The sequence below is a fragment of the Dehalobacter sp. DCM genome (assembly GCF_024972775.1).
Lineage (GTDB): Bacteria > Bacillota > Desulfitobacteriia > Desulfitobacteriales > Syntrophobotulaceae > Dehalobacter.
The window spans coordinates 2,559,547-2,583,571 of record NZ_CP092282.1; the positions used below are offsets into that span (position 1 = coordinate 2,559,547).

Annotated in this window: 24 protein-coding genes and 1 tRNA gene; 6 read left to right on the forward strand and 19 right to left on the reverse strand. The window is 43.1% G+C overall.

Annotated features, from left to right (window positions below; genetic code table 11):
* Positions 1–10 precede the first annotated feature (10 nt).
* Complete coding sequence (gene panB / locus LPY66_RS11900; protein WP_337984547.1) at positions 11–838, reverse strand: 3-methyl-2-oxobutanoate hydroxymethyltransferase; 828 nt, start codon at positions 836–838, stop codon at positions 11–13.
* Between the two features lie 135 nt (positions 839–973).
* On the opposite strand from panB, the gene LPY66_RS11905 reads away from it, so the two are divergent.
* Positions 974–1,342, forward strand: a complete 369-nt coding sequence (locus LPY66_RS11905) for a TIGR04086 family membrane protein (protein ID WP_337984548.1) — start codon at positions 974–976, stop codon at positions 1,340–1,342.
* Between the two features lie 147 nt (positions 1,343–1,489).
* Here the strand turns inward: LPY66_RS11905 and LPY66_RS11910 are convergent, their stop codons facing one another.
* The 6 genes from LPY66_RS11910 to LPY66_RS11935 form a co-directional block, all read right to left on the reverse strand.
* Entirely contained in the window at positions 1,490–3,619 is a 2,130-nt protein-coding gene (locus LPY66_RS11910) for a cell division FtsA domain-containing protein (RefSeq protein ID WP_337984549.1), read from the reverse strand.
* A gap of 138 nt (positions 3,620–3,757) precedes the next feature.
* The gene (pfkA, locus tag LPY66_RS11915; protein WP_337984550.1) at positions 3,758–4,729 is read right to left on the reverse strand and encodes a 6-phosphofructokinase; all 972 of its coding nucleotides are present in this window, start codon (positions 4,727–4,729) and stop codon (positions 3,758–3,760) included.
* Positions 4,710–5,693, reverse strand: a complete 984-nt coding sequence (locus LPY66_RS11920) for a DnaA ATPase domain-containing protein (protein WP_337984551.1) — start codon at positions 5,691–5,693, stop codon at positions 4,710–4,712. Before LPY66_RS11920 ends, pfkA begins: the two co-directional genes overlap by 20 nt.
* 310 nt (positions 5,694–6,003) lie before the next feature.
* Positions 6,004–7,332 carry a type I glutamate--ammonia ligase gene (glnA, locus tag LPY66_RS11925; RefSeq protein WP_337984552.1) on the reverse strand — a complete coding sequence of 443 codons (1,329 nt, stop codon included), beginning with the start codon at positions 7,330–7,332 and terminating at the stop codon, positions 6,004–6,006.
* 28 nt (positions 7,333–7,360) lie between these two features.
* The gene (locus tag LPY66_RS11930; RefSeq protein WP_337984553.1) at positions 7,361–7,882 is read right to left on the reverse strand and encodes a hypothetical protein; all 522 of its coding nucleotides are present in this window, start codon (positions 7,880–7,882) and stop codon (positions 7,361–7,363) included.
* Between the two features lie 144 nt (positions 7,883–8,026).
* Positions 8,027–9,307, reverse strand: a complete 1,281-nt coding sequence (locus LPY66_RS11935) for a tetratricopeptide repeat protein (RefSeq protein ID WP_337984554.1) — start codon at positions 9,305–9,307, stop codon at positions 8,027–8,029.
* Between the two features lie 165 nt (positions 9,308–9,472).
* On the opposite strand from LPY66_RS11935, the gene LPY66_RS11940 reads away from it, so the two are divergent.
* A complete protein-coding gene (locus LPY66_RS11940; protein ID WP_337984555.1) occupies positions 9,473–9,730 on the forward strand; it encodes a hypothetical protein in 258 nt (85 codons plus the stop codon).
* 93 nt (positions 9,731–9,823) lie between these two features.
* Positions 9,824–10,594, forward strand: a complete 771-nt coding sequence (gene pdaB, locus LPY66_RS11945; RefSeq protein WP_337984556.1) for a polysaccharide deacetylase family sporulation protein PdaB — start codon at positions 9,824–9,826, stop codon at positions 10,592–10,594.
* A 447-nt stretch (positions 10,595–11,041) separates the two neighbouring features.
* Here pdaB and LPY66_RS11950 read toward each other — a convergent pair whose 3' ends face one another.
* Entirely contained in the window at positions 11,042–11,899 is an 858-nt protein-coding gene (locus LPY66_RS11950) for a YitT family protein (protein WP_337984557.1), read from the reverse strand.
* Between the two features lie 78 nt (positions 11,900–11,977).
* On the opposite strand from LPY66_RS11950, the gene LPY66_RS11955 reads away from it, so the two are divergent.
* Positions 11,978–12,053: transfer RNA gene (locus LPY66_RS11955), tRNA-Arg, on the forward strand.
* A gap of 76 nt (positions 12,054–12,129) precedes the next feature.
* Here LPY66_RS11955 and LPY66_RS11960 read toward each other — a convergent pair.
* The 6 genes from LPY66_RS11960 to LPY66_RS11985 all read right to left on the reverse strand — a co-directional run bounded on the left by LPY66_RS11960 (position 12,130) and on the right by LPY66_RS11985 (position 18,175).
* Positions 12,130–12,735, reverse strand: coding sequence for a guanylate kinase (locus LPY66_RS11960; protein WP_337984558.1), 606 nt, complete (start codon positions 12,733–12,735; stop codon positions 12,130–12,132).
* 258 nt (positions 12,736–12,993) lie between these two features.
* The gene (gene spo0A / locus LPY66_RS11965; protein ID WP_337984559.1) at positions 12,994–13,788 is read right to left on the reverse strand and encodes a sporulation transcription factor Spo0A; all 795 of its coding nucleotides are present in this window, start codon (positions 13,786–13,788) and stop codon (positions 12,994–12,996) included.
* 285 nt (positions 13,789–14,073) lie between these two features.
* Positions 14,074–14,262 carry a ferredoxin gene (locus tag LPY66_RS11970; RefSeq protein WP_337984560.1) on the reverse strand — a complete coding sequence of 63 codons (189 nt, stop codon included), beginning with the start codon at positions 14,260–14,262 and terminating at the stop codon, positions 14,074–14,076.
* Positions 14,263–14,324: 62 nt separating this feature from the next.
* On the reverse strand, positions 14,325–14,747 hold the full coding sequence (locus tag LPY66_RS11975) for a hypothetical protein (RefSeq protein WP_337984561.1): 423 nt from the start codon (positions 14,745–14,747) through the stop codon (positions 14,325–14,327).
* Positions 14,748–14,940: 193 nt separating this feature from the next.
* Positions 14,941–15,288, reverse strand: coding sequence for a recombinase (locus tag LPY66_RS11980; protein WP_337984562.1), 348 nt, complete (start codon positions 15,286–15,288; stop codon positions 14,941–14,943).
* A gap of 208 nt (positions 15,289–15,496) precedes the next feature.
* Positions 15,497–18,175 carry an ATP-dependent DNA helicase gene (locus LPY66_RS11985; RefSeq protein WP_337984563.1) on the reverse strand — a complete coding sequence of 893 codons (2,679 nt, stop codon included), beginning with the start codon at positions 18,173–18,175 and terminating at the stop codon, positions 15,497–15,499.
* Between the two features lie 194 nt (positions 18,176–18,369).
* Here LPY66_RS11985 and LPY66_RS11990 point away from each other — a divergent pair, with 194 nt between their 5' ends.
* Entirely contained in the window at positions 18,370–18,684 is a 315-nt protein-coding gene (locus LPY66_RS11990) for a hypothetical protein (RefSeq protein WP_337984564.1), read from the forward strand.
* Here the strand turns inward: LPY66_RS11990 and LPY66_RS11995 are convergent.
* Both LPY66_RS11995 and LPY66_RS12000 read right to left on the reverse strand, forming a co-directional pair.
* Positions 18,681–18,953, reverse strand: coding sequence for an EscU/YscU/HrcU family type III secretion system export apparatus switch protein (locus LPY66_RS11995; RefSeq protein ID WP_337984565.1), 273 nt, complete (start codon positions 18,951–18,953; stop codon positions 18,681–18,683). The two genes, LPY66_RS11990 and LPY66_RS11995, sit on opposite strands and share 4 nt — an antisense overlap.
* Positions 18,950–20,329: a hypothetical protein gene (locus LPY66_RS12000; RefSeq protein ID WP_337984566.1), complete on the reverse strand. Its 1,380-nt coding sequence runs from the start codon at positions 20,327–20,329 to the stop codon at positions 18,950–18,952. The genes LPY66_RS11995 and LPY66_RS12000 overlap by 4 nt, the downstream gene beginning before the upstream one ends.
* Positions 20,330–20,420: 91 nt before the next feature.
* On the opposite strand from LPY66_RS12000, the gene LPY66_RS12005 reads away from it, so the two are divergent.
* Positions 20,421–20,696, forward strand: a complete 276-nt coding sequence (locus LPY66_RS12005) for a hypothetical protein (RefSeq protein WP_337984567.1) — start codon at positions 20,421–20,423, stop codon at positions 20,694–20,696.
* A 102-nt stretch (positions 20,697–20,798) separates the two neighbouring features.
* Here LPY66_RS12005 and trxA read toward each other — a convergent pair whose 3' ends face one another.
* From trxA to aspS, 3 genes are all read right to left on the reverse strand, one after another.
* Positions 20,799–21,128: a thioredoxin gene (gene trxA / locus LPY66_RS12010; RefSeq protein ID WP_337984568.1), complete on the reverse strand. Its 330-nt coding sequence runs from the start codon at positions 21,126–21,128 to the stop codon at positions 20,799–20,801.
* 365 nt (positions 21,129–21,493) lie between these two features.
* On the reverse strand, positions 21,494–21,820 hold the full coding sequence (locus tag LPY66_RS12015; protein WP_337984569.1) for a metal-sensitive transcriptional regulator: 327 nt from the start codon (positions 21,818–21,820) through the stop codon (positions 21,494–21,496).
* A 412-nt stretch (positions 21,821–22,232) separates the two neighbouring features.
* Positions 22,233–24,023 carry an aspartate--tRNA ligase gene (aspS, locus tag LPY66_RS12020; RefSeq protein WP_337984570.1) on the reverse strand — a complete coding sequence of 597 codons (1,791 nt, stop codon included), beginning with the start codon at positions 24,021–24,023 and terminating at the stop codon, positions 22,233–22,235.
* Positions 24,024–24,025 lie beyond the last annotated feature (2 nt).

Below are 24,025 nucleotides of genomic sequence, written 5' to 3' on the forward strand. Positions count from 1 at the left end.
GGAGTACTGTTTAGAACAATTTTTGTTTAACATCATCATGGAGTTTAAATGAATGTTCTTGAGCAGGAAACGTCGATGTTTTTACTTCGCTGCAATACCGCATGACAGCTTCTAAAATTCGCGGTTCCAGGTTTTCATATTGTTTGACAAAGGATGGTACAAATCGATCATATACGCCAAGCAAATCATGGACTACGAGGACTTGTCCGCTGCAAACTACCCCAGCCCCAATACCGATCGTAGGAACCGAAATCGTCTCGGTTATTCTTTTCGCCAGCTCGGCCGGAACCGCTTCAAGTGTCAGCATCATGATACCCGCTTCAGTTAAAATCCCGGCGTCTCTCAAAATTTTAGTGGCACTGCCTATATCTTGACCTTGCACCTTATACCCTCCCAATTGGGCTGCTGTTTGCGGTGTTAAACCGATATGTCCGACAACGGATACACCTGCTTGGGTAAGAAAACGAACGATTGAACTATACTCATCACCGCCCTCTAGCTTGACGGCATCGGCACCCGCTTCTTGGATCAGTCGTTTAGCATTTTGAAGTGCATCTGCTTGGGTTGCGTAGCTTAAGTATGGCATATCAGCGATAATAAACGTATTCGGAGCACCCCTGCGCACGGCTTTCGTATGATGGATCATATCCTCCATGGTTACAGGGACTGTTGATTCATAGCCGAGTACGACCATCCCCAATGAATCACCAACTAAGATGACGTCGATACCGGCCTTTTCCAATATATGCGCCGTTGGATAGTCATAAGCGGTCAGCATGGTTATTTTTTCACCCAAGGCTGCCATCTTTTTAAAATCGTGGCTCAATTTCTTTGACATTATACCGCCCCTCTCTTTATTTGGAATAAATAATGGTGATGCATAAGTGCTGATGGTCAAGCATATGGTGTACAGATTATATTATACAAGCAGTTAAGCACTGCTGGAAAATTCTTGGTCAAAGGAGGCTTCCCAATGCCCAAATCGTTTCAACTATCTCTCGTTGCAAAAGGGATCGTTATGGCCATCGTCATTTCGTTTCTGCTAACGATCATTTTGAGTCTTCTCTATTTCTTTACATCGTTACAGGAATCGATGCTCTATTCCCTGCTTGCTGCAGGTATCGGCGTATTAGCTGCCAGTATTTATATTTCATACCAGGCCGGAACAAAAGGGATCATTTATGGATTAGCGATCGGAATTGGTTTTTTCCTTATTTCAATTATTATTTATTACATCTTTTATACAGGAGAACCATCCTGGAAAATCATTTTGGAAAAAGTTCTGGTCACACCGATTGCTGGAGCTGTGGGCGGTACAGTTGGCGCAATCAGCAGACGTTAAAAAACCATTCATCCCTTAAATTATACAATTCGCCAATTATTCATGACATAACACGGAGGTTAAACTATACTGCGATGGTATACTCCTTTACTCTTTCCGCCTCTGGGCCAATGGCCTATGCCCCCCATGTGGGGTTTTTTTTTAACATTACATGCTCGCTGTGTTAAATTTATTGATCCAGTTGACGATAATCCGATCTCCCTGATGAAGCTCCGTAGTAAAGTGAGCTTCATTCCCGTTCACTTTCATCTCGAGTTTACCACCTGTTCCAGTATTATCTGACAAGTTCAGGTAGGGGAACAATTCAGACAAGATGGGCCGCCGGGAAAAGCCCTCAACCCGTAATTCCATTCCGTCTTCTACCAGGTCATTCTCGTTGATCAATTTACCTTGACAAAAGATCCTCAATTCAAACGGCGGCAAGTCAAATGGCTGGCCGTTCACACTAAACCGCATGGGCTCAGCACGCAGCTTCAAATCACGAATGGTTTTCTTCTTCTCAATATAATCAATACTATCACCTTCATGAATTATGCTGTCTGCTGCCGCAACCAGTTGATTGATCCACATTTCCGGAGCTGATGTTAATTCCTGCCACTGTCCGTTCACTTTCACTTTTTTTGTATTGGTTTTGGTGAGGACAATTCCTTTTAATTTCAATAAATCGGCAAGGGTCTCATTATTGCGGATAAGCAGGATGCAGCCATCTTCCAGCCATTCTTCGGGATCTGCTGGTTTATTATTTAAATAAATAAGCGCTTTAAACTCCTCTTCCCGGCCATTCCATATAATCTTTTTTGCCGGGGGGAATTCAATAACATCTTTGACTTGCGCTGCTGCATCTTTTCCGGAATAACCAGATACGAATGTGACTTCATCACCGGGATGAAGCCGCTGATCAAGCTTGGCAATCTCACCGTTGACAATGATCTGGGCCGGCGTGCCCAGCTCGCCTTTGATAACCTGAATATCGTTGTTTAACTTATAGATAAGCGCAGCACCTGGTCGGCCGTAGAATGTCCTGGGTTGGAGCCCTGCTGCTAAAAGCCCCTCAGCAACGGTGGCCATCTGTAATTCAAACAAAGGGATGCGCATGTTATTGACAGTTACCGTATAATAATGAAGCCCTTTATCCAGCAGCGCAGATATGGCAATACCAATTGACGTGATAACATCCGAACCTGTTAATTCTTTCTCCTGACCTTTAATCATCGGCAATCGCTCTCTGACTTGTATGCCGACGCGACTGCGTTTTAATTGCAACACCTGGGCTAAGCAATCAGCGATAAGCGGAGTCAAACTTCCGCCGCCAACCAAAATGGCAGCTTGCGGCGCTTTGTTGTTATTTAAAAGCCTGATCTCGCCGCCAATCCGTTCGGCAATGACTTTAACCGTTGGTTCAATGAGTTCGAGAATCTCTTGACGCCGAACGACGGCCGTATTACCAAAGAAGTTCTTGATAATGATCTCTTCGTTTTCATTGAGCTGTTTCTTGATCTTTTCACCTTCGTGAAAATCGACGAGATAATGGGAACAGATAGCTTCAGTCACTTCATCGCCAGCCATCGGCACCATACCATAGGCAAAGAAGGTTCCGTCTTTCGTCATAGCGATATCAGAGGTGCCGGCGCCGATATCCACAAGCGCTAAATTAAGCCGTCGCATATCCTCGGGTATGGCTGCCAGTCCCGCTGCGATAGGCTCGAGGGTCAAGCTTTCCATTTCCAGCCCTGACTTGGCTAATACGGCGATTAGCCCATCCACAACGGTTCTGGGTAAGAAGGACGCGATAACAGACAATTCTGCTTTACGGCCACGTTGTCCGACAAGACTTGTGATCACCTGATCTTCAAGGATCTGCATGACGGTACTGTATCCTACACAGTAAAATAAGACATCTTCTGTTTCCCCAAGCGATATCTTTTTCATGGCCTTTTGTACGGCTTCCATTTCCATTGAAAGCACTTCTTCCTGGTCCCAGCGCTTGGGCAGTACTTCCTCTCGAATAATGGCGGCAGTTTCCGTACAAAGCGCTCTTCCCGCTGCAGCAACTGCCACTTTGGTTAAACGGCAGTTTAATTGATTTTCAATCTCCAGCTTGACAAAAGATACTGCTTTCGCAACTTCATTGACATCATGAACCTGACCGTCATACATTGATCGCTGCGTGTGTTCCGTCCGGGCACTGGCAACGATCTCATAGCCTTCTTCGGTTTTACGGGCAATGATACCGATAACCGCCCGGGTCCCGATATCAATGACAAAGACCTGCTCCATTATTTTCTCCACCTCGCCGCTTCCGCTATCGTATTAGGAATTATATAATATATATCACACAATGGACAATCGTAAGGTTTTCCATAGTTACTCACTATTATATCGCATAAGCCGCTGGAATCGATGCGTTAAGATGCGTTAAATCGCTAATTGATTAGCCAGCTCATATAACCGGCTGTCAAAAGGTGTACGCGGACCAAACGCAAGATCTAACGGTCTGTCAACGATCTGATTCAAATAGTGAGAAATCATGATATCGGATTTTCCCTCCAGCACGGCATCGACGGCTTTACCCCCCATGACCGCACCGAGTACCGCATCCGCTGCCGATGGCGCGCCGCCCCTCTGAACATGCCCCAGGATCGTGACCCGTGTCTCAAAACCGGAATGCTGCTTTAACTTCTCGGCTATTTCCCAAACATTACCGGCACCTTCAGCACAAATAATAATACTGTGGTTCTTCCCCCGCCGATAACCTCTTACCAGTTTTTCACTGATTTCAGCCAAATCAAAGGCTATTTCCGGTACCAATATGGATTCCGCGCCGATAGCCAGTCCCGCTTTCAAAGCGATATCACCGCAGTTACGCCCCATAACTTCAACAATAAAAGCGCGTTCATGGGAGGAAGCGGTGTCCCTTAGTTTGCTTACCGCTTCAACAACCGTGTTTACCGCAGTATCAAAACCGATGGTTAAATCCGTTCCTGTGATATCGTTATCGATGGTTCCGGGAATGCCGATCACCTTGATCCCGTGTTTGGCAATAGCAGCCGCACCGCGGTAAGAACCGTCTCCTCCGATGACGATCAGGTATTCAATGCCATGGTTTTTTAGCTGCCGTGCTGCTTTTTCCTGCCCTTCGGCAGAATACATCTCCTCACACCGTGCGGTTCTTATAACGGTCCCGCCGCGATGAATGATATCCGCGACAGAACCAAGCGCCATCTCTTTTATTTCACCGTTTAATAGACCGTCATACCCATGATACACGCCAAAAACATGAAAATCGTGGTAAATCCCTTTACGAACGACAGCACGAATAGCTGCATTCATACCGGGAGCGTCTCCTCCGCTGGTTAAAACTGCGATTTTACGTGCATTTTTCATCATATTGCCCCTTTCCAGTATTATACATTCTTTGGGATAGGGATTCAAATATCTTATTCTTTTCTGCCAAGGTTTTTAGACATTGCTGTGCTATATTTCTTTGATCTTTCTGAAAAATAGCGGCGATATCTTTAAATGAGCACTGAAACACCTGATGTAATAAAAGAAATGCCATGTAGCGGGCTTCAACAGCATCAGCTCTTTTGGTATTGCCGAAGATCACGGTGGGTTCTAATTGATAGCAGTTACAGACAAATTCGGTCACAGCATTGACTTTTGCCTCTGTATTATCCAGGCTTTTCATTTTTTCGAGTAATCCTTTTGGTTGGTGGCTATTGCCGTTTGCGATGCCTGTTTCAACGCTTTTCTTTTGACATAGTTCTGCTAGTTCTTTGATCTGTGTCAGATTATTCAGCCGGCAAAAACCCTCCGCATTCTCGATTTGTTGTTGGAGCACGGGCTGATCTGCAAGATAGTATCGAATAAAACCACGGAGTTCGTCAGGTGACGGCTCGCGCAAATAGACGGTAAATCCGCTTTTTAATCGGGAAGCAAATCGGGTATTTAAAAAGTCAAAATTCGGCCGACAGCCGCGATAGGTTAGAACGCACTTTCCGCCTTGGGTCATGATGTGATCGATGGTATGATAGAGCTCCTCGATAGTTTTTTCCTTTCCGATCAAGGTATTGATGTTATCTAACAGGAATAGATCACACGTGCGCATCGCTTTACGAAATGGGCTTAATGTCCCGTTTTGGGCAGCATAGGCATATTTTTTAGAGAATTTTGCCGCATCGATAAGGATAATCTTCGTATCGGAGTTGATCATTTTATCCTTTAAGTGAGTCAAGAGACAGGTCTTACCCAGTCCTTGAGGACCAACAATAATGGTTACGGAAGGTGCTTTTGGGGGGATGTAATTGTCTATGTATTCGAAGGCAAGCCGATTATAATGACTAACAAACAATTTTATGATACCCCCTGAAAAAAAACTTATCCGTATCCGCAGAAACCGCTTCAACCTAAAATAGCGATTGATAACATTACTATGAGCAGATACATATACAGAATAAGTAAAACTTGGCTGGCGCCAAGTCCCTTGACGAAGGCGGCAGCCATAGCTGCACTTATGTAGTTCAGAACGTGAATCAGACTTTCTGGCACAGAAAGTCACTTAGAGTTTTTCTGATATACTAAAGAAAAAGACGGTATCGTTCAGCTACATGCCTGCAGGAAAACGATACCTCTATGATAAAAGCCAATAGTATCATCTCAGGTTAATAAGTTTCGAGATAACGGTCAATCTCCCATTTATGAACCGCAATACGGAAGCTATCGTACTCTTCCGTCTTCGCCGCGGTAAAGCGGGAGTAAATGTGCTCACCCAAAGCGTCTTTGATCACATCATCCTGGCTTAATTCCACTAATGCATCTTTTAAATCGCCGGGCAAGGAATCGATACCTAATGCTTTCCTTTCGTTGTCATCCATCGCAAAAATATTTAAATCAACAGCGGCAGGCGGATTCAATTTTTTCTTAATTCCGTCAAGACCTGCTTTGATTTGGACGGCTAAAGCCAAATACGGATTACAGGTTGGGTCTGGACTTCTCAGTTCAATTCGGGTGGATGCCCCTCTTTTGGCGGGGATACGGATGAGCGGGCTGCGATTCCGACCTGACCAGGCAATGTAGCATGGTGCTTCATATCCGGGTACAAGCCGTTTATACGAGTTAACCGTCGGATTCGTGATGGCTGTAAACGCTTTGGCATGATGCATAATTCCTGCAATATAATGATAAGCGTCCTCAGAAAGGTTCATGGGTCCTTCCGGACTGTAAAAGACATTCTTCCCGTTCTTGAATAACGATTGATTAACATGCATGCCAGAACCATTGATCCCAAAGATGGGTTTTGCCATAAATGTTGCATGCAGACCATGTCTTTGGGCAACTGTCCTGACAACAAAACGGAAAGTAACCATCTTATCAGCCATTTCCAGTGCGTCCGCGTACTTAAAATCAATTTCATGCTGTCCGGGTGCAACCTCATGATGAGAAGCTTCGATCTCAAAACCCATTTGTTCCAGAGCTAATACCATATCTCTGCGGGCATTTTCCCCAAGATCCACCGGCGTCAGATCAAAATATCCGGCTTTATCGTGTGTCACCAATGTCGGTCTTCCTTCACTATCCACTTGGAAAAGGAAAAACTCAAGTTCCGGACCTATGTAGCATTTATACCCCATTTCCGCGGCTTCAGCTAATACGCGTTTCAGCGTATTGCGCGGGCAGCCATAAAAAGGTGTTCCATCAGGATTATACACATCACAAATTAACCGGGCTGTGCCGCCTTCTGCCGGTCGCCACGGGAAAACAACAAAGGTGTTGGGATCGGGTCTCAGATACATATCCGATTCCTCAATTCGTACAAATCCCTCAATGGAGGACCCGTCAAACATCATTTCACCGTCAAGTGCTTTTTCCAGTTGTTCTATGGGTATAGAAATATTTTTCAACACCCCGAAAATATCTACGAATTGAAGCCGAATAAATTTTACGCCTTTGTCATAGGCCTCTTTTAAGACATCTTCCTTCGTCAAATTCAACGCCATACTCCCCTTTCTCTTTCCACAGTTAATGTATATGTTTCTCTAAAGAAGGATGGATATACAATAGCTGTAAACTTTCTTTTATATCCGAAAACTTTTGGATATCCTTTTCCTCAAAAGATTGTGAGAAAAATAATTTTATGGTTGTCTTCTCATCATTGGTCCGTAGTTCGACCTTATCGGGATAGATAAGATAATTGTATAATTCATCCCGCCAGCTGAGTTCCACATCTCCGGATGTGATCTTGATGATACCGAACTTTTCAACCCGAACATCGCCGATGGCGGAAAAAACCTGTGTAATATTTTCAGCTTCCATCGCCATTTGACCTGATCTGAATTTTAACAACAAAATATGCTCGAGAATTAACCTGGCGGGCAGGGAGATTTCCTCAATAATTCGACCATAAGCTTTGATTTCATCTTCCCACTGCCGGATCTTTTCGGCATATATACACTTCTGGTCCGTTAAGCTCTTTGTCACCTGCTCTAATAGACGATAGACCTGTTCAAAACTATCCAACAGCTTTTCATCATCTCTCAGCAAAATATCATCTCCACCCTCGTACCTTCTCAATCAATTTTACCCTATTCCGTATTGTTTTCACAGCTTTTTAGTAAAAAAAAACTAATTCTATACGTATTATCTCAATTTTTACACGGCTTATTTTTAATTGATTTTCTATTAATTCTAATATTGTTGTCGATTTCCTTTATTTTTAGATCGAATGATCTTGGATAGTGTTTGAACCAAGGCTTCAATCTCCTGCGTGTCTGCTTGCACCGCACGGGCATAATCCAAAGCAATCCAGCCACATTTCAGTGCCTCTATATTTTTTCCTCTATTCAATAAAATAGCGGCAAGTTTCTCCATCAATTCGTTCTTTGGGATCTCATTTTCATTATAGTACCGTTTCCCTAAGGATCGATAAAGGTTTTCTTGGAATAATTGGTCCTCATATCGCACCAAATACGTTAATTCCTCGCTTATTTCTCCGATTTTTGCACCATCCCCGGAGAATTGATAATGCCGCAATGCTTCAAAATAGTGCTTCTTCGCCTCCTGATAATCTTGCCGGGATATGGCCAGTACAGCAAGTGAATAATACCGTATGGCCAACCCTAACTCTCCGCCTTCATAATATTGCAGTGATAATTCCATACACCCATTGGCTTCATCCCATTGTCCGGTAGTCTGTAACAGATTACTCAGCATGTAATAGCTATCACTGACTTCCGATCGCTTCCCTTTTTTTAAATAAAGGGCGATGATGCGATACTGAATGTGCAGCGCTTCCTGAATCACATTTTTATCGAGACAGATAAAAACAATATATTGCATTGTATTGGCCAAATATATCTCTTCGCCAAGCGCTGCGTATATTTTAGCTGCTTTAACGAAACGACCCTTGGCCGCCGTCTTATAGTTCTGTTGATATTTAATTTCCCCGATATATACGTTTATTTCAGCCTCACCAACGGTATATTCTATTTCCCGACAAATATCCTCTGCTTGGATGAACGCATATTCCGCATCCTGCCATTGCTTTGTTTTACTGTATACCTGCCCCAAATCCGAATACAATGAGGCCAGACGCAGCCGTGCTGAATCCTCAGGGAAAATTGCAATTGCTTGTTTATACAGCTGAATAGCCTTTGCGTCCTTCCCCTGCAAGAAATAGATACTGGCCAGTCCAGCCTCGGCTTCAGCTATGCCTTTTCTGTTTTTCAACTTTTTGCAGTATGCCAATGCCCGCTTAAACCCGGTCGCCGCCTCAACCAATTTATGATTACGTACCTGGACCGTAGCTAACAAACGCTGGGTAAAGGCAATGATAACCGGGAGCTCCAGACTTTCAGCTTCCAATAAACTCAGGTGAAGGTTTTTTTCTGCCTCCACGGTCTTGCCCTCTCCCAAGTATTTGATCCCTTCTTCCAAGTAACGCTGCCATTTATTTAAACTTTTTTCCATAATGCCCCTCCTGATTCGATCAGAGAACTTTCTCAAACCATAAAAAATGAAATATCTGTGTTTGAACCAATTCTATCTGTCTTAATATATGTTATACTGGAACCAAAGGAAGCTAGCGCAAATTAAGTCCCTGTTACATATGATGTATTACTTCCTGCAGGAGGAATGATTGTGAATACGAAAAATAGATCATCAAATCCCATACTGATCACCATAGCAAAAGTTGTCATCTTTGCCTTATGTATTTGCTTGGCTTACCTGATATTGCGACCACTGCTCGGCATCATACTCGGAATTAGCTTCTGGATCATTAGGGTTGTTGTCATTGTTGCCGTCGCCCTGTTGGTACTGGTTCTTCTCCTCCGATTGATATTCAAAATTGATATCCTTTATCGGATCTTCGGTATTCGTTGGCCTAAATAATAATCAGACCAGGAGTAAAATTAAACTGGATTGATGCAAAAAAAAATCATTATTATGCCCCCCTTCGAATAGGTTTCTTGAGGGGGGATTTTTATGAGCGTCTATGTAGTTAATAGGAAGATATTGGGATTATTTTTAGCTATCCTCGTATTGGTTGGCATTGTTGCCGTCAATAAAGATGAGGTTATATCCGTTGTCAGCAAAAGTTTGAAACCAATTTATTCCGTTAAAACTGAAACCCAACAGATCGCCCTGACCTTTGATATCAGCTGGGGCGAAAAAAACGTCATCCCGATCCTGGATATCTTAAAAAAAGAAAATGTTAAAGCAACATTTTTTCTTTCTTCACCTTGGGCTGAAAAAGAAGCGGATCTGGTCCGGCGTATCACTGCCGAAGGCCATGAAATCGGCTCCCATGGCCGGCGGCATGTGGACATGAATACATTGTCCGAAGGAATATTGATCAGTGAGTTGAATACGGCTAAACAGACACTGGAAAATCTTTCCGGACAAAAGATCACCTTGCTGCGCCCACCCAATGGTGCCTATGATAATGGTGTGATTTCAACCGCCAATGCCTTAGGTTACCGTGTCATTCAATGGAGTGTTGATTCTTTGGATTGGAAAAGACCTGGATCGGAAGCCATCATCAATTATGTCATCAACGGACGATCCAAAAATAAAGGAGCCTCCCCGGGTGATATTATCCTTTTCCATGCCTCTGATTCGGCACCGGATACACCCGAAGCGCTCCCAACTATTTTGAAAACATTAAAAGAAAAAGGGTATGAACTCGTTCCTGTCGGCACATTACTGAATAACGCCCAAGAAAGCTGGCCCCCAGGGTCTAGTCTTACCCCCTAAACAATCTAGTAGACCCTTCTCGAATTAATTACCCAAATTACTCCATAGTAAGGTCGTCTGCACAATACCAGCGTCAAGCGGAGCACGGATTGCGGAGCGCGGCTCTTTGACGGCCACGGATGGCCTAATGCCGCGGTGCCATGGATGGCAAGGAGCGGTGTGCCATGGAGGGCACAAGAGCCGAAAGCGGTATTGTGCAGGCGGCCCAGCCCTAAATACTAATAATTGCTCATATATAAAAAACGATATATTAGTATATTATTCTTTAAATACCATGACAGAAGCACGGAATAATCTGGGCTGGGTCTGCATGCCACATTCCGCTTTCGGCAGGTAGCGCCCTCCATGGCGCTAACAGCCGCGCTACGCAATCCGTGCTCCGCTTGTCGCCGGAACTGTGGCACGCAGACCTGATTTGAGGTGTAAAGATAATTCAAGAACGCTGTACTAATGCCCTTTCCAGGGGGTAAACCCTTCTCCGACCACCTCTGAGACATCGCCGATGGAGACAAAAGCATCCGGGTCATGGCGATGGACGATCTCCTTGACCTGTGTTAATTGTGCTCGGTTAATAACACTGTATATCACTTTCTTTGGTGTATTGGAGAAAGCACCTTCTGCGTGAAAAAAAGTTGCACCTCGGTTAACACAACCGATGATTTCCGCAGCGATCGCATCGGGTTTTTCCGTGACAATGAGCACACTCTTGTTATAGTCCAAACCAACTTGAACGAGATCGATGACCTTGGCAGCGATAAACATATAGATCATGGCATACATCGCGGTTTCAGGATTAAAAATTACTGCGGCTGCGATAAAAATGAACGCGTCAAATATCAAGATGATCTGACCAACACTCATCTGTGTCTTTTTGTTCAAAACAATAGCGAGGATATCGGTTCCGCCGAGAGAGCCCCGACAGCGGAATATGATTCCCATGCCAATACCGGTAATCACACCGCCAAAGACAGCAGCTAAAAGCGTGTTGGTCGTCAGCGGTTCTAAAAATTGAGTAAACCTCAGGCTGACGGACATGATCCCGACACCAAGAATACTCCAGTAAAAGAGTTGTTTACCAACGGCCTTATATCCCAAAATAAACAGCGGAATATTGAGGATAAAGACAGCTAATCCCACATCCCATTGAAAGATATAATAGAGGATGATTGCAATTCCTGTCACACCGCCGTCTGCAATATGATTCGGGAGGATAAAGGTATTGATACTGATTGCAACGATGACCGCACCCATAACAATACCTAAGAAACGTTGTATAAAATACCAGGGAATTCTTATCTTTTTCAAAAGAACCGCCTCGTTTCATTAATGGATAGCTCTTGACAAATACACCCCGATTTAGTAAAGTAATGGAGCGGTTTTAATGCGCTCGTAGCTCAGGGGATAGAGTGACGGTTTCCGAGGCCGCAGGTCGTTGGTTCGAATCCAACCGGGCGCACCATTGTAGATTGACTGACATTGCAAGCATTTGCAGTGTTTTTTTATTTTATTCCCTGCTCTATTTATGCCTATGAGCATTACGGTTTAACCTGATTCGTAATCATTGCCATAATTTCCTTTTTTATCCGAGCGAAACATTGATTCAGATTATCATTCATATAAATCTTCCGAATGCCATATGTCTCCAATTTTTCCGAACTGAAATCCGCATTATCGGCTAAAAAACGACGGCACAGCTCATCATAATTCGGGACAAGCTGTTGTCTTTCTCTGGCGAGCGCCCGCTCCAAGCGGTGTCCGTCGTCGACAGCTATGGTAATCGGGATGACGTTGTCACGACCATAATACGACTTCAGGTCGTGGTATGCTTCCAACGTTCCGATCAGCACATAGTTACCCCGGGACAAATCAATTTGTCCGTCATCGATGGTACAATAACACCAAATTCCCTTAACGGTAGCGTATTCTCTTTTCTCAATGATCTTCCCCTGGTCGGCGAATTTTTGCATAACAGGGGCGCTGATAAAATGATATTCGACGCCATCCGTCTCATTATTTCTGATCGGCCGCGTCGTATATGGGACGATCGCAATAAGGTTCAAGTCTTTATCTTCCTTGATAAGTCGAAACAATGTATCTTTGCCAGAACTGCTTTTTCCCATAATACAAAATATTTTTCCCATTAATCCCTGCTCCTAATAAATGATACCATATCTATTATATATCCGACAGGAACTTCCTTACAAGAAACACTGTTTTTTGTCCGTATATCAGAAAGTATTAGTGACTTTCTGTTCCAGAACGTTTGATTCACGTTCTGGATTACCTGACAAAAAAAGAATGTCTCCGATTCGAAGACATCTTAGACAGATTATTAATTATCACTCTTTTATTAGTTTCTTATTTTTTGCCGATAGTATTCTATACTATTGTATTGACTGCTATCCGACCTTGCTCATAACCCTTAATTTATCTGCCAAAAGTGCAATAAATTCGGAATTTGTCGGTTTTTGCCGTTCAATATTCATGGAATAACCAAAAATTCGTTTTAATGTATCCATGTGTCCGCGTTCCCAGGCTAATTCAATCGCATGGCGTATCCCTCGTTCGACTCTGCTGGGCGCCGTATTGTATTTCTTAGCTATTGCCGGATATAATTCTTTAGTAACAGCTCCAAGTAAAGATACATCCTCAATCACCATCAAGATAGCATCCCGGATATACTGATAGCCTTTGACATGGGCCGGAATACCCAGCTGATGCATCATTGTCGTTACTTCCACATTGATGCTGACCCCCCGGCTGACCGGAGTAACCGCTGAACAGTTTTGAAGAATCGGCGCGTTGGTTACTTCGACATCCTGTGTCAGTGCGCGAATCCTCTTTCCCAGTATTTCCAAATCAAAGGGCTTCAGAATAAAATAATCCACACCCATGACCATCGCTTGATGTGTCAGCGATTCGTGCCCAAAAGCCGTTAGGAGAATGACTTTGGGTCTTCTTACCATGGTCCGGCTGTTGACCCTTTCCAAGACTTCTAATCCATCGAGATTCGGCATAACGAGATCCATAACAATGAGGTCTGGATCATGCTTTTGTATCATTTCCCAGGCTTCGAGTCCATTATAGGCAACTCCGCTGAGTTCAAAGCTATCATCTCGTTGGATATAATCCTGTAAAATTTGGCATAGATTTCTGTTATCTTCTGCCACAATAACCTTTACCTTCTTAGACATTGTCTCATTTCCCGCCCTTACTCAAAATTTCCCGGCATTTCTTTCCGGTGTTCTTATTATAAATCAGCGGGAATGTCGAATACTTAAAAAATAAGGAATATCGACTTCGATGTGAAATCTACTTCAAAGCTTGTACTGACAACAACTTTAAAAATTCCTGCCTAATTTTTTAATTCGTTAAAATCTCTTATTTTATTTTTTTGCTTACATATATGCCCGAAATAACATCGTAATTAAGGAATTATAATCATCATTTGTCTTCAATTGCCGAGTAATAGAAGCTTTTCAGCTAATGATGATCGCTTCTGTCGGGCAGCTCTCTGCAGCTTCCTGGGCCGATTCCTCCAAATTCTCCGGAACCTGATCTTTATTCGTTGCTGCCAGCCCATCTTCATCCATTTCAAATATTTCCGGGCATATCGATATACACGCACCGCAACCAATGCAGGCATCTTTTTCGACAATAGCTATCATATATCCACCTCATCAATTTTGATAACGTTATTCTTCCCGAGGCAGATAAAGATATGCACAATTTATTTAATCGGCTCGATTGACGTTATAATCCATTGATTATTAAACATCATGGTTTGCATTTGAAAGGACAATGTTTGTTTTTCATCGATTGACGATCCCAGTTTAACAGTAACAATATAGGTATCAGGCAGTCCTGTCTTGTCCACATCACAATCCTGGACGCTTAAAAAGGGATTTTGTTCAAACATGGCGGCTAATGCTTGATGCGTCTCAATAGCTGTATCAGCAGTTATTGCTTCGGCGAGATTTATTTGCCGATAATCAAGCCTTTCCCAATAATTCTTGATGACAGCGTCTGAATAGACAGTATCATCCCCATTTGCCATCGCCATCACGGCAATATCCGGTTTTTGCCACCAAACGATGATCCCAACAAATAAAATACAAAAAACGAACGTGATAAAATGACGGTTAAATAACATAATTTCCCTCCTATTTCTTTTAATATAATATAGGAGGGAAATGTCCTATTCATGTTAATTAATTATTTTATTTTTTAAATACTTTTTTTAGCAGGTTAAGTACAGACTGTGGCAGTCGAATATAATAGATTTTCATTTATATCGCCTCCCCTCTAATACGCCTTCTGTAAATACTCTATGCTTCAAATGGGCGTTATACGACGTGGTAATTTTTCACAGCTTCCTCCAGTTGTTTAACCAAATCGATTTCTTCTGCTGTTTTCGCTGAGAAATATAGTTTTCCGATGATCGCAGTCAACATTTTTAAGACATCTTCAAAAACAAGTTTATCCGTCAGTGCTAACTTTTCACTGGTCTCGATCATGGCGATTCCAAATTGATGTCCTACACCATCTTTGATCATTTTGGTACATGTCTTCCCCAATAGTTTCATAACCAATGCAGCTTCCTGTGTATCGAGCTGTCTCACCGCATCGATTGTGGTATAAAATCCCTGAACGATTCGGACCCCTATGTTTGACCAATCCACTTGCTGAGCCATGCCTATTCCTCCTTAAATAATCGTCGCTCCCGGTCATCAACCACTATTGCCCTCCATGGCATGGTATAAATTAGGCACTTCCTGTGCCGTCATCCGTGACCTGGCGGCATAAATTCATCCGTGAATAATCGCCGCTCCTGGTCATCCGTGACCTCGCGGCATAAATTCATCCGTGAATAAATAACCTGTGCCATACTATATGCACAGGTTAAGTAAGGGGTGAAAATATTAAATAGTCATCGGCGAAAATGCGTGCAAGTACCTCATCAGTACTTCCTTGATAAAAGGAAGAGATCGGCAGGGCTTTTAAGAAGAATCGGCCATAGCGTTTATTTACAATCCGGTCGTCAAGGACAATAACGACCCCTCGGTCGTTCTTGGTTCGGATCAGACGTCCAAAACCTTGCTTAAAACGAATCACTGCTTCCGGGAGATTCAATTCATAGAATGGATCACGTCCCTGACTTTCCAACAGACGTGCCTTGGCTTCCATGATCGGCGTGTCCGGAGGGCAAAACGGCAGTCGGACCATGATCACACACCGTAAGCAGTCGCCGGGGAGATCGACGCCTTCCCAGAAACTGTTTGTTCCCAGAAGAATGCTTTGCTTACGGTCCATAAATTCGCGGAGAAGATCTTCCCTTGCGCCATGGATACCTTGTGCCCGAACATGCAGCTTGCTGCCATCCTCGTTTAATTGCGCTTCAATAATCTGACTGACACGCCGAAGATAGCGATGGGATGTGAACAATACCAAAATGCCCCCATTTATCTTTTCTGCAATTTCAAGGATGAAAGAAGCCGTTCTTTGCGCCAACTGATCTTCGGGCAAACGAACAGGCAAATCTTTCACCACACATAAAAGCATTTGCCTGTTGTAGTCAAAGGGTGAATCAAGCTTTACAGACATATAGTCTTCCATCCCGATATCCCGGGTCAAATATGAGAAATCGCCGGCGACACTGAGTGTAGCCGATGTGAGTACGGTGCAGTTGTTTTTACTGAATATCCTTTTACTTAAAACAGGTGCAACGTTAATCAACGTGTTTTTCAAATAAATTATTTGGTTTTTTTCCAGATAAGTGACACGATCTTGCTCTGGGTTGTTATTAATCGTGATCAAACCATCCATAATCAGGCCGATATCATTTTTTATCCGAATAATTTCTAAACGGGTTTCTTCCAATTGGTCACTATCAAATGATAAAAACGTAATGAGTTTATCCAGCCAATCAGTGAGACTATGGAGACGAATTATCAAATTTTCTATGGAAAGACACTGTAACTGAAAGACATCCTGGCCAATTTTTTCTGCGTCCAGGCGCAGACTCGGCTGGTTGTGCAGAAGACTGTTAAATAATCCAAACAGCTCTTTGGTCTGTTCGACAGCCGCTGACGTGCAGTCAGGTATTTGACCTAACAGACGATCAAATTCAGACCAATTTAAGGACGGAAAAAGCTCAGCCCAGCCTATTCTTTTTTTCTTAATCTGGTTATAGAGATTGACCCTTCCGCCATAAATACTTTCCGCCAGTCTGGACATCTGCTCTAATGACAGCTCAAAGCCAAGCTGTTTTAATGCCGTTTGGTAAATATTATGCGCTTCATCAATAATGAGATTGCTATATTCCGGCAGAATTTTATTATTGGTTTTAATATCCGCCAACAATAGCGAATGATTAATAACAATCACATCTGCCCTGTCCGCAGTTTTTCTCGCTTTGTAGAGCCAGCAACGTGACATATAGGAACATTCTGTCGGCTTACAGAGCGGATTATCGGCGCCATAAAACTTCAATACATAATTAAACCCTTGTGTATTGGGCAATTCGCCAAAATCGCCTGTCAGAGTTTCACCTGCCCAGAGATGCAACCCTGCCAGCATAAGTCTTTCATTTGATGAAGCAGCTTCGCTTAAATGGTTATCGTGATGCATTCTTTTTAAGCACAAATAATTCCCCTTGCCCTTTAACAGTGCTGTCCGGAATTGAAATGGCAATACCTTGAGCAGAAGCGGCAAATCCTTGTTAAAAAGCTGTTCCTGCAACGTTATGGTGTGCGTTGCAACGATAACCTTCTCCTCATACTTTCTCGCATACCATAATGCCGGGATAAGATAGGCCAGCGTTTTGCCCGTTCCAGTTCCAGCTTCAATGACGACATTTTGGCCTCCCGTAAGTCCGACAACGATTTCTTTAGCCATGTTAGCCTGGATCGTCCTATTTTCGTAACCTTCAATACGTTGAGAAAGCAAACCATCCTTTTGAAAACACGCTACCGCCCAGGCCGGTGAATCCGGAATGAGATCAGAATCATCTTGTTCAGCAGCAAAAAGGTTCTGCCAGGCTGAATTGCTTGCCGGTGATGTACGAATGGGACGGTCCGGATAGTTATGAATAATTTCTTTCTTTAATTCCTGGATAAACGGCTGACACGAAGTGCCTTGGGTAAATTCCGCTATCCTGGCAAGAAGGCTTAAGTCACACGCCATTCCCTTCTGCCAGCAGCTTTTGACAATATCCCAAATTAAGCGTACATCCTCATTTAACGGGGATGAGATTCGCCGCTGTTTATGGGTTATAAACAAAGCTAATTCTTTTAAATTATCAAAACTGGCCGTGGGATAAAACACAGATACACAGTCGTTAATGTCAATTACTGTTACACGCTGATCGTCAGTAAAATACTTTTTTAGAACAGGCACAAATTTTCGCCTGTCATAAACAAATAAAATCAGGTCATTATCGTTGGCTTCAGATCGCGTCACTATATCTTTCCATGGTATGTAGTATGGCCAGCGACCTTTTACCCAGCGCAAACATACAGTTGGCGCCATGTCCTCGGGAGCACCGGATAGTACGGGTGATAGGATTAATATTTGCTGCACGATAGTCCAAGCTCCCCCTAAATCAATGAAATCAGGTCTTGTAGCACTGTTTTTATAAAGACGCTTAACATTATTTGTTTAATGCTTTAAAATAGGAATGAGGTACTGGCAATTATCCGAATTGACCATAATAAAATATTATAAAGAAGTATACCTTAATAATCATTAAAAATATAGTCGCAGGAGGAAAAGGGATGAAGCTAGTTTATGCTAAAACAGACTTCCCTGATGGTCGTTCGAGCATCCTGATGCGCAACCAAGCCGCATCCAGTTCAGAACTGTGTCACTATGTACTCTATTTAACCAGCAAGGGAAAACTCTGGATAGACGTATTCTGGCCCTTTGATGAAGAATCGGAAAAGCACACGACCCGCATATCCGAAGAAAAGTTTTGGCACACCTTCAGACAATGGCGGTTAAAAGGGATTGAATTAGGCAGTAATGAAAAAATTGCTCAGATTCTGGCCCAGCAACATTTGAGTAAGAAGAAAAACGGTCAAAAGATTTAACGCCCTTTTAATTTATCCAATTGATAAATAAACGCTAATACTTCCGCAACCGCTTGGTATAGTTCAGGCGGTATTTCTTTTAATAGCTCGACTTGCATAAGGGCTTCTACCAAGTGTTCATTATTTTGGACAGGGATTCCTTGCTCTTCAGCCAGAGCAAGTATTTTTTTGGCAAGAAAGCCTTCTCCCTTGGCTACTACTCTGGGTGCACCCATGGTGTCATACGCAATTGCGGCTGCCTTTGTCATGTTCCGGCTATCCTTATTCATCCCCGGATATCCACCCCCACCCTATTTTGGCCTGAAATAAACGACGTAAATTGGGGACATTCTTCGTAAGTTTTACAGATGATTTTATCGATACTTAAACCGATATCTGAAAAATTCTGCTTGATATTTTCGGAAAATCCATCAATAAGCGACGCCAGATCGACTTCCCCATCACTAATCAGACAGATAGAAAGATGACTATTATAAAGATTGATGTCTGCGCCAATCACATTTAAGTTTTCAGTCTCCACCTGCAGTGCTATATGACAATGTGAGGCATCGGCTTTAAGTCCTTTGCGGGAACTTTCTACCGCCACGTGGCAATAGCGCACCGAGTCGTTATCCCGAAGGGGCAGTTGCAGTAAAAAATAGGCGGCATCATTCTGACCTGATTGAATCCAAAGTTGCTGTCCGGTTATATTGTCCAATAAATTGGCAGCCGCTTTTGCATTGTCCCCGCCCAGTGACCCGTCAGTTAATAAGGATAATAACATGGACTTTACAGATGGGGACATTTCCTTAGGTTCGCTGCCTTGATGACTGTCCGCTGCCTTCATTTGATAAACGAGTTGACTCTCATGTTCCAGACCGAGTTTTTTCAAATAGGTTAAAATGGCTTCAAATTGTTTCCCGTTTAGCGTGGACCATTCGGGTATAGCTTTCAATAGAAATGATATTAACGGCTTTATTTCCGCTGTCGTATTTGTTAAAATGGTTTTTAGTTCTGAACCATGATAGTCATTGACATATTTTGCCAATAGCGTAGTTGTCTCCTGATTAATGGGTATCCCTCTGTTCAAAATCGTATTCAGCTGCCCCGCAGTTAAACGGAGGGATTGTTCCGTAGCTATATCGTGTTTCTGGTTAAACAAGGAATAACGATTGAACAGATTCTGCTCTGGATTTTCCACCGGGATGCCTTTTTGCAGTGTCCAAGCCTGCTTGCCGGGCTGTAACTGTATTTCAGGCTGTTGGCGCTTAAATTCAACAGGCCCCTCATCCTGGTACTTACCACATAGATATTTAGCCAGAAACAGCGAATCTTCTTCGGATAGCCCGAATCCCTTTGACAACATGTGAGAAACATGCCCTTCGGTAAGACGTTCACCGGGTTGAGTTGGAATATTTTCCGGGTGAACCCGGCTTAGAATAATCCCTTCTTCCGTGACTTCCTTCACCAATACGAGAAACTTATCACCTTTTTGAAACTGAGGCTCCAGTTGGGCCAGAAATTGATTCTTGCCTAAGGTGATCATTCCTTCGTTATTTTCCTCTTTGCTGATGATCTCAACTTGGAAAAGCTGACCGGACATTGCTTGGAAAAAGTCCTTGACCGGCATTATCTTGTTCACACTTTGGATATTGTTTACGATCATCTGAAAGTAGCCTCCCCATGCCCTGGGTTTTCTTAGAAAACAAACAAATATTGTCTATTAAACATCAATTTACAAAAAAGGATGAACAATGATGAGTGTTTTTGAAGCGATTATGCTGCTGTGTTTTGGTTCTGCCTGGCCTTTTTCTATTTACACATCATACAAATCACGTACGGCAAAAGGCAAAAGTTTATTTTTTCTTGTCGTAGTATTTATCGGCTATATAGCCGGGATACTCCACAAGGTCATGTATTCTTTTGACTATGTTATTATACTGTATATTTTTAATTTCTGCATGATTGGTATTGATATGTTACTGTATTTCAGAAATAAGAAACTTGATAGGATTCAGCAGCAATACAAATAGAAATAGGTACTGGCGGCGTACGCCGGATATAAGAAATATCCCAAATTCGCCATCGATGGCGAATTTGGGATATCGTCTCCTTCCAGGAGGCAAAAAACCTATTTACATTTTTGCGTCAATGACCTTGGCTATATCTGCTTTTCCTCTGAAACCAACGATCTTTTCAACGATCTCGCCATTCTTGAACAGCAGCAACGTCGGAATACTCATAACCCCATATTTTTCTGCGATAGCACCCTGCTCATCGACATTCAATTTTCCAATGATGACTTTGCCTGCATATTCATCAGCCAATTCCTCTATTACGGGTGCGATCATTCTGCAAGGTCCGCACCATGTCGCCCAAAAGTCGACTAAAACCAATTTAGCGGAACCAAGTACATCATTCTGCCAATCTGCAGCTGTAAACGTTTTTACATTAGCACCTGCCATTTTAAAATCCTCCGTTTCCCTTTGATTTTATTTTAGTAATCATACATTAACATATCAATTGCTATGTTTTTTGTATGACCAAAATACCGCATACATTAGCGTAGTCTATCTAGTACATCATTCTTTAAATACGTTAGAATTATCCGTATATGGGGCTGGGCCGCGTACACAATACCACTTTCGGCTCTTGTGCCCTCCATGGATTTGCATTAAGGAAGTTAAAATTCTTTTGCCCTCCTGGTGAATTTTAACTTAGGTCCATCCATGGACCGTTGCGCTTCGCAATCCGTGCTCCGCTTGACGTCGGTATTGTGCACGCGTCCTTACTCTGGAGCAATTTGAGTAACTAATTAGAGAATGGTCTACTAGTCCCTTTCAATTTTACCGGTACTGATGTTAGAGCCCAGAAAACGATTCATCAAATCGATAAGGGTATCAAGTGCACCATCGTCTTCTCTCCCTAACGCATCCATCAAGCATCCCCTGGAATGTTCCTCAAAAATAAGGATGCCTACTCTGTTAACCGCGGCCTTAACAGCAGAAACCTGAATCAAAATATCTGAACATCCTTTTCCCTCATCGATCATTCTCTGAAGGCCTTTAATTTGCCCTTCGATACGTTTGAGACGATTTTGGATATCATTTTTTCTGTCTGCTTTATTTACGGTTTCCACTGCTAACCTCGTTCCCATACCCAGAGGGGGTATATTTATTTATCTTAATTATAGAGTGTTTAATCCTATATTGTCAATATAAATAACCGTTTATCCCTCCGACAAAATAATTTCAGAATAGTGTTTGTGGCACCTACAGTTATTCAGCCTTGAACAAAATAGCATATAGCGTGATTGCTATATGCTAGTACAACGTTCTCTAAATCTTTGTGCACTTCCCTGTTACATTTTTTAATACCCCAAATCAGTCTGGGTGCCACAAGTTCCGGCGACAAGCGAAGCACGGATAGCGAAGCGCGGCTGTTTGCGCCATGGAGGGCGCAATCTGCCGAAAGCGGAATTGTGGCAACCAGACCAACCCCAGACACTAATTATTACAGATTTGCTTATCGATTTAGCGAATATTGTACTATTCGTTTCGATCGAATAATTATTGATTGGGTATCTGTTTCACTTTTACATCTAATTTGATGTGAAGTTCTTTCAATTGACTGTTCTCGACAGCCGACGGTGTTTGGGTCAACAAGCAGGAAGCACTTTGCGTCTTTGGAAATGCAATAACATCACGAATGTTATCACGATCAGCCAGAATCATGGCCAGTCGATCCAGGCCAAAAGCAATGCCGCCATGTGGGGGTGTACCGTATTCAAAAGCTTCCAGCAGATAACCGAATTTTGTCTTGGCCTCTTCATTACTTAGGCCAATCAGATCAAAAATTTTCTCTTGAACATCCCGTTGATGGATACGAATGCTGCCACCGCCTAATTCCATGCCATTGAGAACCATATCATAGGCCTTGGCTCTGACATTAAGCGGATCGGTATCTAACAGGTCAATGTCTTCATTCATTGGGCTGGTGAACATATGGTGGATGGCTACATAGCGTTTATCTTCCTCATCATACTCCATGAGCGGGAATTCTGTGACCCAAAGGCAGTTAATCAGATCTTCACGGATTAGTTCCAGCCTTTTGGCCAACTCGAGGCGCAAAGCACCTAAGGCATTATGGACAACGCTTTCCTTATCGGCCACAAAGAATAAAATATCCCCAGTTTCCGCACCCATCGTTTGTAACAGATAATTAATTTCCTGTTCCGTGAAAAATTTTAAAATCGGAGACTTCATGCCTTCCGGATCCATGACAATATAGGCTAAACCTTTAGCGCCGTAAACACTGACAAATTTGGTCAGCGCATCGATTTCTCGGCGCGGCATTCCGGAACATCCCTTAGCACAGATTCCTTTGACTCGTCCGCCCTTCGCAACAACATCAGCAAATACTTTGAAGCCGGAATCTTTGACTACCGGTGCAACATCAATCAATTCCATGGCGAAACGGGTATCTGGTTTATCTGAGCCAAAGCGTTCCATCGCCTCTCTGTAGGTCAAACGCGGCAAGGGCAGCGGAATTTCAATCCCCTTAACTTCTTTAAATATCCTGGCAATCAGCTTTTCCATCATCGGCTGAAGGTCTTCCATTTCAATGAACGACATTTCTATATCCAACTGCGTAAATTCCGGCTGACGATCGGCACGCAGGTCTTCATCCCGGAAGCAACGGGCTATTTGGAAATATTTTTCCATGCCGGCGACCATCAGCAGCTGCTTAAATATCTGCGGTGACTGCGGCAGTCCATAAAATGTTCCTTGATTGACCCTGCTGGGAACAAGATAATCTCTTGCCCCTTCAGGGGTTGACTTAGCAAGAATCGGGGTCTCTATTTCCAAGAATCCCTCTGCGTCAAGAAAATCACGCATGATCTTTGTTACCTGGTGCCTGATCGTAAATATGTTCAGCATCTCGGGGCGGCGAAGGTCCAAGTAGCGATGTTTAAGACGAAGACTCTCATCAACATCAACCTTATCTTGAATATAAAACGGTGGCGTCTTTGCTTTATTGAGTATCTCGAGGCTTTCAATAACCACTTCAATCTCGCCGGTAGCCATATTGAGATTGCCTGAACCTTCCGGTCTCATTCGGACTGATCCTTCAGCCTTGATCACATATTCTGAGCGGAGCTTTTCTGCCAGTGTAAAACCGTTATTTGGCATATCCGGGTTAAAAACGGTTTGGACAAGGCCGGACCGATCACGCAAATCGACAAATATGACGCCGCCATGGTCTCTGCGTGTTTGAACCCAGCCCAGCAATTTTACTTTTTCTCCGACGTTTTTTCTGTTCAACTCTCCTGCTCCGGTTCTTCCTGCTAACATTGACATCC